The sequence below is a fragment of the Natronospira sp. genome, from assembly GCF_007134575.1.
GTDB classification, from domain to species: domain Bacteria; phylum Pseudomonadota; class Gammaproteobacteria; order Natronospirales; family Natronospiraceae; genus Natronospira; species Natronospira elongata.
In genome coordinates this window covers 1-11,298 of record NZ_SLKM01000144.1, presented here as the reverse complement: position 1 = coordinate 11,298, position 11,298 = coordinate 1, and the positions used below count along the sequence as shown (strand labels likewise).

The window sequence follows — 11,298 nt, the reverse complement described above, 5'->3', positions numbered from 1 at the left end:
CGATGAACAGGATCACCCGGCCCTCTTCCTGGGCCAGTTCCTTGAGCACGGCCTTGAGCCGTTCCTCGAAATCGCCGCGGTACTTGGCCCCGGCCAGGAGGGCCCCCATGTCCAGGGACAGGACGCGCTTGTCCTTGAGACCTTCGGGGACCTCACCGTTGACGATGCGCTGGGCCAGGCCCTCGACAATAGCGGTCTTGCCCACGCCGGGCTCACCGATCAGCACCGGATTGTTCTTGGTGCGCCGCTGCAGCACCTGCACGGTGCGGCGGATTTCCTCGTCACGACCGATCACCGGGTCGAGCTTGCCCTGCTCGGCCCGCTCGGTGATGTCGATGGTGTATTTCTCCAGGGCCTGGCGCTGGTCCTCGGCATTCGGATCGTCCACGTTCTGGCCACCACGCACCTCTTCAATGGCCTTGTCGATGGCCCCTTTGACCGCGCCACAGTCGCGCAGAATGGCCCCGAGATCCCCCTTCTCATCCACCGCGGCGAGCAGGAACAGCTCGCTGGAGATGTAGCTGTCACCCCGCTTCTGGGCCAGCTTGTCGCACTGGTTCAACAGGCGCATGAAATTCTGGGAAGGGTGCACCTCGGCCTCGGCGCCGGACACCGTGGGCAGACGATCAAGGGCCTCGCCCAGGCTGGAGCGCAGGCGATTGATTTCCACACCTGCCTTGTCCAGCAGCGGACGCAGGCCGCCACCGTCCTGATCCAGCATGGCCAGCATGAGATGCACCGGCTCCATGAACTGGTGGTCCCGGCCGAGGGCCAGGGACTGGGCATCCGACAACGCCATCTGGAATTTGCTCGTCAATTTGTCCATTCGCATGGGTCTTGCTCCCAAAGATTACTCAACTGCCTTCTACATTGGTGGCATTTGCCGCGTATTCAAGCAGCTTGCCCACAGAAGCGACCGCAGTTGTGCGCGAATGGCGGCGGATCAGGCCTCGGGTTCGATCCAGATAAGACTGGCCATGCGACCGCAGGGGGCCTGGCGGCGGTGGGAGAAAAAGCGCGCCGGATCACTCCAGGTGCAGAGACCGTCACCGCCGACGCTGGCGACTCCGAGTGCCTCCAGACGCCGCCGGGCGAGCGCGGGCAGATCCGCCCGCCAGTGCTCGGGGCCATCGGCCTGAAAGGCAGCTTCGGCCTCCGGGTCCCTGGCGACAAAGGCTTCACGAACCTCTTCACCGACCTGAAAGGCGGCGGGCCCGATCGCCGGCCCCAGCCAGGCATGGAGCGCACTGGCCGGCCCGGGCATGGCGGCCACCGTCGCCTCGATCACCCCCTCGGCCAGCCCCCGCCAGCCGGCATGGGCCAGCCCCACCCATCGCCCTGCTTCATGGGCCAGAAACACCGGCAGACAATCCGCGGTCAGGATGGCGCAGACCCGGCCGGGCCGGTCGGTCCAGGCCGCATCTGCCGGGGCCTCGGGGGCGGCGCCCGACAGGTAGAGGACATGGCGGCCATGGACCTGATCCAGCCATTGCGGCTCGGCGGGCAAGCCGGCTGCCTGGCGGACAACCGAGCGATTGGCCGCCACATGCCGAGGCTGATCACCCACGTGGGCACCAAGATTGAGCCCCCGCCAGGGGCCTTCACTGGACCCGGGCAGCCCGGGATGATGCCGTTGCGTGGTCAGGGCCCGCACAGGCCCGGACACCGGCCAGTCGGGGTGCAGGAAGACGCCGCTCATGAGCCCCGGGCCTCGGTATCCTGGCGCAGCACATCGAGCAGGGCCTGCATGTCCTCGGGGGGATCCGCCTGCACGCTGATCCGCTCTCCCGTCACTGGATGGTGCAGCGAGAGCGCGGTGGCGTGCAGCGCCTGCCTGCGAAAGCCGCGCAGGGCCTCCGCCAATGCCTCCGTCGCGCCCCGGGGAATGGCCAGACGCCGGCCATAGACCGGATCACCGATGATGGGATGGCGGATATGGGCCATGTGGACCCGGATCTGATGGGTACGGCCGGTCTCGAGCTTCACCCGCAGCAGGCTATGGTGCGCAAAGCGTTCAGCCACCCGGTAATGGGTGACCGCCTCGCGACCACCGTCACGCACCGCCATGCGCTTGCGATCCACCGGATGGCGGGCGATCGACGCCCGCACCGTACCCCCGGCCGGCATGCTGCCCACCACCACGGCCAGATACTCCCGGCTGATCTCTCTTGCCTGCATGGCCTCGGTCAGCACCACATGGGCGCGATTGCTGCGGGCGATCACCAGCAGCCCACTGGTGTCCTTGTCCAGGCGGTGGATCAGACCATGCCGCGGCACGGCGCTCAGCTCCGGGAAATGATGCAGCAGGGCGTTTTCCAGGGTGCCGTCCGGATTGCCGGCGCCCGGGTGGACCACCAGCCCCGGGGGCTTGTCGATGATGATCAGCTCTTCGTCGGCATGACGAACATTCAGTGGCAGGGCCTGGGCAGTCACCCGGCTGGGCTGGGGTGTCGGCTCCGCGCTCAGGCTGACCGTCTGACCGGCGACCACGGCCTCACGGGGCCGGCACTGGCCCCCGTCCAGCAACACTTCACCACGCTCGATGAGCTGTTTGAGGCGACTGCGGGAATATTCCGGGAACATGCGTGCCAGGGCGCGATCAAAGCGTTCACCGGCGAGTTCCTCGGGTACCTGGGCCTCTCTGTCGGGGTCATGGTGGGACAATCTTTCTCTCTCCTTGCACCTGTTCAAGCCCGGAATCCAGGCAATATTTGCTCCCGGTCATCGGCGGGGGCTTCGAGTCGGGCCGCCGGTGGGTTTATACTATCGGGTTGGAGCCGGCTATCTCCAATGAGCCGGGAGCATTCTGAGTATTCTGGAGCCAATCAAGCAATGCAGGTCAATCGCATGCAGATCACCAGCACGGGTCCTATCCGCCACCGCCTCAGCGTCCGCGCACTACTGCTGGTCCTAAGCCTTGGCCTGCTCATCGGTTGTGCCGGCACCCCGGAACCGGTGCAGGTGGACACCTCCATCACCGCCGAGGAAATCTACGAACGGGCCTGGCGGCGGATGACGGCGGGCAACTACGACGGCGCCATGCAGATGCTGCGTGCCCTTGAGGCCCGCCATCCTTTCACCCCGGAAGGCCAGCAGGCTCAGCTGGACCAGATCTATGTCACGCATCTGGCCGGTGATCGCCGCGGCACTGCTGAGGTGGCACGCCGCTACATCCGCGAGAATCCCCGCTCGGATCACCTGGACTATGCCTACTACATGCAGGGCATCGCCTGGTTCGACATGCGCAGCTCCCTGAGCCGCCGGATTCTGAACCTGGATCACGCCCGCCTGGACGTGACCAATGCCCACCGCTCCTTTGATGCCTTCCGCGAGCTGGTGGAGCGCTTCCCCGATAGCGAATACAGCCAGGACGCCCGTCTGCGCATGATCTATCTGCGCAATGTGATCGCCAGGCACAACTGGCATGTGGCCAACCACTATCTGGAACGGGGCGCCTACATGGCGGCCGCCGCACGGGCCAGCAAGGTGATCGAGGAAATGCAGCCCAACGAAGTCACCCCTTTTGCCATGGACATCCTGGCAGCCGCCTACGACGGCGTGGGAGAAAGCAGCATGGCGGCCGATGTGCGCAGCCTTCGAGGCCGCAGTTTCCCGAACCACCAGGAAGGCGGCGAACCGCCCATCCGCTGATCCTCAGCCGCGGAAACGAAACCCCGAGGTAATCGGGTAACGCCGATCGCGCCCGAAGGCCCGTGCGCTCAGCCGCGGGCCGGGGGCCCCCTGTCGGCGCTTGTATTCATTGCGCTGGATCAGGGCGAGGACGCGATGGACCAGTGCCGCTTCATGCCCCTCGGCCACCAGTTCCTCAGCCCGCCGGTCCTCTTCCACGAATCCTTCGATGATGGCGTCCAGCACGGCATAATCCGGCAGGCTGTCACTGTCGTACTGATCGGCACGCAGTTCGGCCGAGGGCGCGCGCTCAATGACTTCCGGCGGAATCACCTCGCCCTGCTGATTGCGCCAGCGGGCCAGGGCATACACCCGGCTCTTGGTCAGATCCCGGATGGGGGCATAGGCACCCACCATGTCGCCGTAGAGAGTGGCGTAGCCCACCGCCAACTCGCTCTTGTTGCCAGTGGCCAGAACCATGGCTCCTAACTGATTGGAGAGGGCCATCAGATTCACCCCCCGCAGACGGGCCTGCAGATTCTCCGCCGCCACCCCCTGCACCGGCTCGGCCAATGCCCTGGCCAGGTCCTGCTCCACTGCCGCCACCGGCTCGTCGATCCCGATTTCCAGGTAACGCACGCCCAGCGCCTCGGCCTGAGCTCGGGCCAGGCGGTAGCTGAGCTCGCGGGTATATTGGGAGCCCATCATGACGGCGCTGACCTTGTCCGCGCCGATAGCATCCACAGCGATTGCCAGCGTCAGCGCCGAGTCAATGCCGCCGGAAAGCCCGATCAGTGCCCCGGGGGCGCCGTTCTTGCGCAGATAATCGCGGGTGGCCAGGACCGCACCCCGGTATTGGCTGGCATCGGTCGGCAGGGGATCGATCTTTACCGGGGAAGCAAGACGGCCCTGGTCCAAGTCCACCGGGAACAGACCGCTCTCCCACTCGGGTGCCTGCATGGCAAGCCCACCGTCGGCATTCATGCCCACGCTGGCGCCATCGAATACCAGCTCATCCTGCCCTCCCAGGAGATTGCAGACCAGCAAGGGCAGTCCCGCCTCCCGGGTCCGACGCCGGAAGACGCTCTGACGCTCGCTCGCCTTGTCGCGGGCATAGGGAGAAGCGCTCAGGCTCAGAATCAGCTCGGCCCCGGCCTCGGCACAGGCCGATGCCGGCCCGGGGACCCACAGGTCCTCGCAGACGGTGAGACCAAGGCGGTGACCACGAAAATCCACCACGCAGGCGCCATCTCCGGCGAGGAACCATCGGGATTCATCGAATACCCCGTAATTGGGCAGGCAGGCCTTGCGATAGCGGGCCAGTTCCCGACCATCCGCCACCAGACAGGCGACGTTGTAGAGGCCGGCGCTGTGATACTCGGGGACGCCGTATAACACTCCAACGCCAGCGGGCAGCCGTTGGCGCAGGGCCTGCTCGGCGGCACCCACCTGATCCGCGAAATCCGGATTGAGCAGCAGGTCTTCCGGGCAATAGCCGGTGAAGCTGAGCTCGGGGAACAGCACCAGGTCCGCGCCATGCTCACTGACCGCCAACGCCACCTGACTGATGAGCGCATCCAGGTTGTCCGAGATTGCGCCCACGGTCGGGTTGGTCTGCGCCACCACGATTCTCAAGTTTTCCGCCATCTTGCCTGTTGACTCCCTGCCTGTTGCGGGATGCTAAAACAACGGGTCCCCGCCCGTTACCGGACAGGGACCCTGGGATCCGCGGGAACCTGAATCCCGCGAGTCGGCAGCCTAAGCGGCTTAGCCCAGCACTTTCTGGATCGCCTCACCCAGCTCAGCGGGGGACTTCACCGTCGTGGCGCCGGCATCTTCCAGCGCGGCGAACTTGTCGTCCGCGGTGCCCTTGCCACCGGAAATGATGGCGCCGGCATGGCCCATGCGCTTTCCGGGCGGCGCGGTGACGCCAGCGATGTAGGCCACCACCGGCTTGCTCACGTTCTGCTTGATGAACTCGGCCGCCTCTTCTTCGTCGGTGCCGCCGATTTCACCCACCATGATGATGGCTTCGGTCTTGGGATCCTTCTCGAACAGCTCAAGGCAGTCGATAAAGCTCATGCCATGAACCGGGTCGCCACCAATGCCCACGCAGGTGGACTGGCCGTGGCCGGTACGAGTGGTCTGATGCACGGCTTCATAGGTCAGGGTGCCGGAGCGGGAGACCACGCCCACCTTGCCGGCCTTGTGGATCTGGCCGGGCATGATGCCGATCTTGCACTCGCCCGGCGTGATGATGCCCGGGCAGTTGGGGCCGATGAGGCGGCAATCATGCTCCTTCATGGCCTCCTTGACCTTGACCATGTCCAGAGCAGGGATGTGCTCGGTGATGCAGACGATGGTCTTGATACCGGCATCAGCCGCTTCCAGGATGGCGTCGGCGGCGAAGGGGGCCGGCACATAGATCATGCTGGCTTCGGCGCCGGTCTCGGCCACGGCGTCATGCACGGTGTTGAAAACCGGCAGACCAAGATGCTTTTCACCACCGCGACCCGGGGTGACGCCGCCCACCAGCTTGGTGCCATAGGCGATGCACTGTTCGGAATGGAAGGTGCCCTGCTTGCCGGTGAAACCCTGGCAGATCACCTTGGTGTCTTTGTTGACAAGAATGCTCATGTCGCTTCCCGTTTGAAATTCTGCTTGTGGATGTAAGGGTACCGGGCTTACTTGCCCGCGGCTTCCACGGCCTTGGCCGCGCCATCGCTCAGGTCATCGGCGGGGATGATATCCAGGCCGCTCTTCTCCAGCAGGGCCTTGCCTTCATCCACGTTGGTGCCTTCCAGACGCACCACGACCGGCACCTTCACGCCCACCTCTTCCACCGCGGCAATGATGCCTTCGGCGATCAGGTCACAACGCACGATGCCACCGAAAATGTTGACCAGGATGGCCTTCACGCCTTCATTGGAGACGATCAGCTTGAAGGCCTCGGTGACACGCTCCTTGGTGGCACCGCCGCCCACATCCAGGAAGTTGGCGGGCTGGCCGCCAGACAGCTTGATCACGTCCATGGTGGCCATGGCAAGGCCGGCGCCGTTGACCATGCAGCCAATATTGCCTTCCAGGGAGACATAGTTGAGGTCATGCTTGCTGGCCTCGACTTCGGCTTCGTCCTCCTGGCTCAGATCGCGCATTTCGGCAAGCTTCTTCTGCCGATAGAGGGCGTTGTCGTCCAGATTGACCTTGCCGTCCAGGGCCTTGATCTCGCCATCGGGGGTCACGATCAGGGGGTTGATCTCAACCAGGCTGCAATCGCAGGCCTCGAACATCTTGTACAGACCACCGGCAATCTTGGTGAAGGCACCCAGTTGCGCCTTGGTCAGCTCCAGGCCGAAAGCCAGCTGACGGGCCTGATACGGCTGCAGGCCGGCGGCCGGATGAACCTCGACCTTGAAGATCTTTTCGGGAGTGGATTCGGCGACTTCCTCGATATCCACGCCACCTTCGGGGGAGGCCATGAACACGACCCGCTCGGAGGCACGGTCCACCACCACGGAGAGGTAGAGCTCACGTTCGATGTCGGAGCCCTTCTCAATGTAGACCTCGTGAACCGGAAGGCCTTCCGGAACGGTCTGGTGGGTGACAATGGTCGATCCCAGCATTTCCTTGGTCTTCTCACCGGCTTCTTCCGGGCTCTTGGTGAGCTTGACGCCACCGGCCTTGCCGCGACCACCGGCGTGAACCTGGGCCTTGACCACCCAGAGATCACCGCCCAGTTCCTTGGCCGCTGCCACGGCCTCTTCAGCGGATTTCACCACTCGACCATCGGAAACGGGAACGCCGAATTCCGCAAATATCTGTTTTGCTTGGTATTCGTGAAGATTCATCGTGTAAGCTCAGGCTTCGGGGATGGATGGAACGGCCGCCGGTCGGCCAGGGCGCAGCTCCCCCTTTGAGGGGAAATCCGAGGCTCCTGGGCCGGCGAGAACCGCCGGAAAAGGGCGTATTCTGGCGGAAATCGGCGAATTTCGCAAAGTCGGAGGGCAGCGCAAGTGAGCAACACCGTCAGCCAACGCAGCGAAGAACGCAATATCGCCGCCGACGACCTGCGCTGGCGCTCTCTGCGTTTGCTCAATGGTTTCCGCCTGGCACTGGGCGCGGCCATGCTGCTGGGCTACCTCCTGCAGCCCGACGACGGCATGCTCGGGAGCCTACAGCCCTGGTTATTCCTGCTCGCAGCGGCAAGCCTGGTGCTACTTTCCGCAATAGCCGGGGTCTGTCTCCGCCTTCGCCGCCCTCGCATGCGGGTCCAGGCTTTCCTCGGCCTGTTGGCCGACAGCTCCCTGTTTATGGTGATCCTGCATGCCAGCGGCGGCCTGGAAACGGGGCTTGGCAATCTGCTTTTCATCCCTGTGGCTGCCGCCAGTCTGTTGCTGGGACGGCGAACCGCCATCACCCTCGCCGCCCTGATTACCCTGATCCTGCTGGGCCAGCAAATCCTGATCGCCTGGTCCCTGCCGGACATCGCTCCTCGGTTCACCCAGGCCGGCATTCTGGGGGCACTGTTCATGCTCCTGGCCCTGGTGGGCGCCCATCTCTCACGCCAACTGCGGGAGAGCGAGGCCCTGGCGGTCAAACGCGGTCTGGACCTGCGCAATCTCTCCGAGCTGAACGACTACATCATCCACCATCTGCGTACCGGTATCGTGGTGGTTGATCATCGCAACCGGGTTCAGCTCATGAACGGCACCGCCGCCCAATTTCTGGGTGTGGCGGACGGGCACCGTGACAGGCCGGTGGACCAGGTCTCGGCACAACTGAGTCGATTGGTCCGTCATTGCCGGGAAACACCCTATGAACGCCCCGCCTCCTTCGTCGCTGCTGACGGCGAAACGGTGGTGGTGCCCCAGTTCACGGAACTGGGCGACCCGAACAAGCCGGGCACACTACTGTTCCTGGAGGATGGCAGCCTGCAGGGCCAGCGGGCCCAGGAGATGAAGCTGGCCGCCCTCGGCCGCTTCACGGCCAGTATCGCCCATGAGTTGCGCAACCCGCTCGGTGCCATCAGCCACTCCAACCAATTGCTGATGGAATCGGAGGCGCTGACCGAACGGGAACGCCGCCTGGGTGAGATCATCGACCGGCACGCGGGCCGACTCAACCGGATCATTGAAACCGTCCTGAAATTATCCCGGCGGGAAGCGACGGAGCCGGAACGGCTCGACCTCTCCGAGTGGCTACGCCTGTATCAGCAGGAAATGCTGGACACAGGGCGTCTGAAAGCCGAGCAGATGGAGCTCGTCCTGCCAGACAGACCAGTGGAGGCGCGCATGGACGACGATCATTTGCGCCAGATCGTGGATAACCTGGTAGACAATGCCCGCCGCCATGGCGGTGATGACTCACCGGTTCGACTCAGCGTGAGTCTTGTGGGACGCGGCGACCGCCCCAACCTGGAAGTCAGCAATCCCGGTGAACCCATCCCGGATGAAGAAGCCGGCCATATATTCGAGCCTTTCTACACGGCCAGCCCTCGTGGCACGGGGCTGGGCCTGTTCATGGCCAGGGAGCTGTGCGACTGCAATCGGGCCAAACTCGAATATCGTTACCGGGAAGGCCGCAATTGCTTTCGGGTGATCTTCGCCGATCCGGAGCGCTGGATTACCTAGGGCATGATTCACGATTGAGTCGTAAGGCTCTGCTATGCTCCGGGTTTCCAGCCACATTTTCACGAGGACAGATCATGGCCAAGGCAAGCGCTCGGCACATTCTGGTGGACAGCCAGGAGCAGTGCGAGGAACTCAAGCAGGAAATTGAAAACGGCGCCGATTTCGGCGAACTGGCCCAAAAACACTCCAACTGCCCCTCCGGCAACCGGGGCGGTGAGCTGGGTGAGTTCGGCCCCGGCATGATGGTCAAGGAATTCGACGAAGTGGTATTTTCCGCTCCGGTCAACACCGTCCAGGGCCCGGTCAAGACTCAGTTCGGCTACCACCTGCTGGAAGTGACCCAGCGGGAAGACTGACTTGGACCCTCATCTCCAGGCTAGATGACAGCGGCGCCCACATGGGCGCCGCTTTTTCGTGGAACGGTCAGGCCGATTTTCCCCGCCCCTCCCCTTGCTTCCACCCCATATCAACAACTCATTTCGAGTCCCGAGGAGAGGGGCTGGCCTGAAATTGATCCAAGTCAAGTTTGTCTGCCCTGCCCTGCCCGATAATTTCGCCCGTAAATCCGTGAATCTTCCATTCATCCTCCGGCTCACCGAAGCCGCTGGCCGTCCAGGCTCCGGAAAAAGGGATCCGAAACCATGGAATCAACACCCAACTACAACGAAAAGGTCGTGCGGCAATTTGCCGTGGCGACCGTCGTGTGGGGCGTGGTGGGCATGCTGGTCGGCGTCTGGATCGCCGCCCAGCTGATCTGGCCCGCCCTGAATTTTGACACCGCCTGGCTGAGTTACGGGCGTCTGCGCCCCCTGCACACCAATGCCGTGATCTTCGCTTTCGGCGGTTCGGCCCTGTTCGCCACCTCCTACTGGGTGGTGCAGCGAACCTGTGGCGTGCGGCTGATCTCGGACAGGCTGGCGGCCTTCACCTTCTGGGGCTGGCAGACCGTGATCGTGGCCGCGGCCATCACCCTGCCCCTGGGCCTGACCCAGGCCAAGGAATATGCCGAGCTGGAATGGCCCATCGCCCTGCTGATCGCGGTGGTCTGGGTTGCCTACGCCTATGTGTTCTTCGGCACCATCTTCATCCGCAAGGTCAAGCACATCTACGTGGCCAACTGGTTTTACGGCGCCTTCATCATTGCCGTTGCGGTGCTGCACATCGTCAACAATCTGGTGATCCCGGTGGGACTGACCAAGTCGTATCCCGTGTATGCCGGGGCGGTGGATGCCATGGTGCAATGGTGGTACGGCCATAACGCCGTGGGCTTCTTCCTGACCGCCGGCTTCCTGGGGATGATGTACTACTTCGTGCCCAAGCAGGCGGATCGGCCCATTTATTCCTATCGCCTCTCCATCGTGCACTTCTGGGCCCTGATTTCCATCTACATGTGGGCCGGCCCCCACCATCTTCACTACACCGCACTGCCAGAGTGGGGCCAATCCCTGGGCATGGTCTTCTCCATCATCCTGCTGGCCCCCAGCTGGGGCGGGATGATCAACGGCATCATGACTCTCAAGGGGGCCTGGTACAAACTGCGGGACGACCCGATCCTGAAGTTCCTGATTGTGTCCCTGTCCTTCTACGGCATGGCGACCTTCGAAGGCCCCATGATGTCCATCAAGACGGTGAATGCTCTCTCTCACTACACCGACTGGACCATCGGGCACGTCCATGCCGGCGCACTGGGCTGGGTGGCCTTCATTACCTATGGCGCCATCTACTTCCTGATCCCGCGCCTTTACGGCAAGGCCAGCATGTACAGCGTCAGAGCCATTGAATGGCACTTCTGGATTTCCACCATCGGGGTGGTCCTGTACATCGCCGCCATGTGGATTGCCGGTGTCATGCAGGGACTGATGTGGCGGGCCGTGAATGATGACGGCACGCTGACCTACACCTTCATGGAGACGCTGTCAGCCACCTACCCCTACTACATGGTGCGCCTGCTGGGCGGGATCATCTTCCTGGCCGGCATGCTGCTGATGGCCTGGAATGTCTGGATGACTTCCAGACCGGAAAAACAGGGCGCTGACAT

General features: G+C 63.5%; 10 protein-coding genes. 4 read left to right on the top strand and 6 right to left on the bottom strand.

Translation table 11 applies throughout. From position 1 onward, the window contains the following. From ACJWXQ_RS05685 to rluD, 3 genes are all read right to left on the bottom strand, one after another. On the bottom strand, positions 1–826 hold an 826-nt coding region (locus ACJWXQ_RS05685), incomplete at its 3' end, for a Clp protease N-terminal domain-containing protein (protein WP_406672347.1). A gap of 117 nt (positions 827–943) precedes the next feature. Next, the gene (gene pgeF / locus ACJWXQ_RS05680) at positions 944–1,699 is read right to left on the bottom strand and encodes a peptidoglycan editing factor PgeF (protein WP_346051951.1); all 756 of its coding nucleotides are present in this window, start codon (positions 1,697–1,699) and stop codon (positions 944–946) included. Then, complete coding sequence (gene rluD / locus ACJWXQ_RS05675; protein WP_346051950.1) at positions 1,696–2,664, bottom strand: 23S rRNA pseudouridine(1911/1915/1917) synthase RluD; 969 nt, start codon at positions 2,662–2,664, stop codon at positions 1,696–1,698. Before rluD ends, pgeF begins: the two co-directional genes overlap by 4 nt. Positions 2,665–2,832: 168 nt before the next feature. Between rluD and bamD the strand changes: the two genes are divergently transcribed. After that, a complete protein-coding gene (gene bamD / locus ACJWXQ_RS05670; protein WP_346051948.1) occupies positions 2,833–3,651 on the top strand; it encodes an outer membrane protein assembly factor BamD in 819 nt (272 codons plus the stop codon). Between the two features lie 3 nt (positions 3,652–3,654). Here bamD and ACJWXQ_RS05665 read toward each other — a convergent pair whose 3' ends face one another. The 3 genes from ACJWXQ_RS05665 to sucC form a co-directional block, all read right to left on the bottom strand. Next, entirely contained in the window at positions 3,655–5,277 is a 1,623-nt protein-coding gene (locus tag ACJWXQ_RS05665; RefSeq protein WP_346051946.1) for an NAD+ synthase, read from the bottom strand. Between the two features lie 120 nt (positions 5,278–5,397). Beyond that, entirely contained in the window at positions 5,398–6,267 is an 870-nt protein-coding gene (gene sucD, locus ACJWXQ_RS05660; protein ID WP_346051944.1) for a succinate--CoA ligase subunit alpha, read from the bottom strand. A 47-nt stretch (positions 6,268–6,314) separates the two neighbouring features. Further along, a complete protein-coding gene (sucC, locus tag ACJWXQ_RS05655; protein WP_406672346.1) occupies positions 6,315–7,478 on the bottom strand; it encodes an ADP-forming succinate--CoA ligase subunit beta in 1,164 nt (387 codons plus the stop codon). Positions 7,479–7,643: 165 nt separating this feature from the next. On the opposite strand from sucC, the gene ACJWXQ_RS05650 reads away from it, so the two are divergent. The 3 genes from ACJWXQ_RS05650 to ccoN form a co-directional block, all read left to right on the top strand. Beyond that, positions 7,644–9,260, top strand: a complete 1,617-nt coding sequence (locus ACJWXQ_RS05650) for an ATP-binding protein (protein ID WP_346051942.1) — start codon at positions 7,644–7,646, stop codon at positions 9,258–9,260. A gap of 74 nt (positions 9,261–9,334) precedes the next feature. After that, the gene (locus tag ACJWXQ_RS05645) at positions 9,335–9,616 is read left to right on the top strand and encodes a peptidylprolyl isomerase (RefSeq protein WP_346051940.1); all 282 of its coding nucleotides are present in this window, start codon (positions 9,335–9,337) and stop codon (positions 9,614–9,616) included. Between the two features lie 285 nt (positions 9,617–9,901). Next, positions 9,902–11,298: cytochrome-c oxidase, cbb3-type subunit I (gene ccoN / locus ACJWXQ_RS05640; protein ID WP_406672345.1), on the top strand; the 1,397-nt coding region annotated here is incomplete at its 3' end.

Bases quoted from the DNA above. Each gene is read 5' to 3' on its own strand.
- bamD (WP_346051948.1), top strand. From the start codon at position 2,833: ATGCAGGTCAATCGCATGCAGATCACCAGCACGGGTCCTATCCGCCAC.
- sucC (WP_406672346.1), bottom strand. From the start codon at position 7,478: ATGAATCTTCACGAATACCAAGCAAAACAGATATTTGCGGAATTCGGC.
- ACJWXQ_RS05645 (WP_346051940.1), top strand. From the start codon at position 9,335: ATGGCCAAGGCAAGCGCTCGGCACATTCTGGTGGACAGCCAGGAGCAG.
- ACJWXQ_RS05665 (WP_346051946.1), bottom strand. From the start codon at position 5,277: ATGGCGGAAAACTTGAGAATCGTGGTGGCGCAGACCAACCCGACCGTG.
- sucD (WP_346051944.1), bottom strand. From the start codon at position 6,267: ATGAGCATTCTTGTCAACAAAGACACCAAGGTGATCTGCCAGGGTTTC.
- pgeF (WP_346051951.1), bottom strand. From the start codon at position 1,699: ATGAGCGGCGTCTTCCTGCACCCCGACTGGCCGGTGTCCGGGCCTGTG.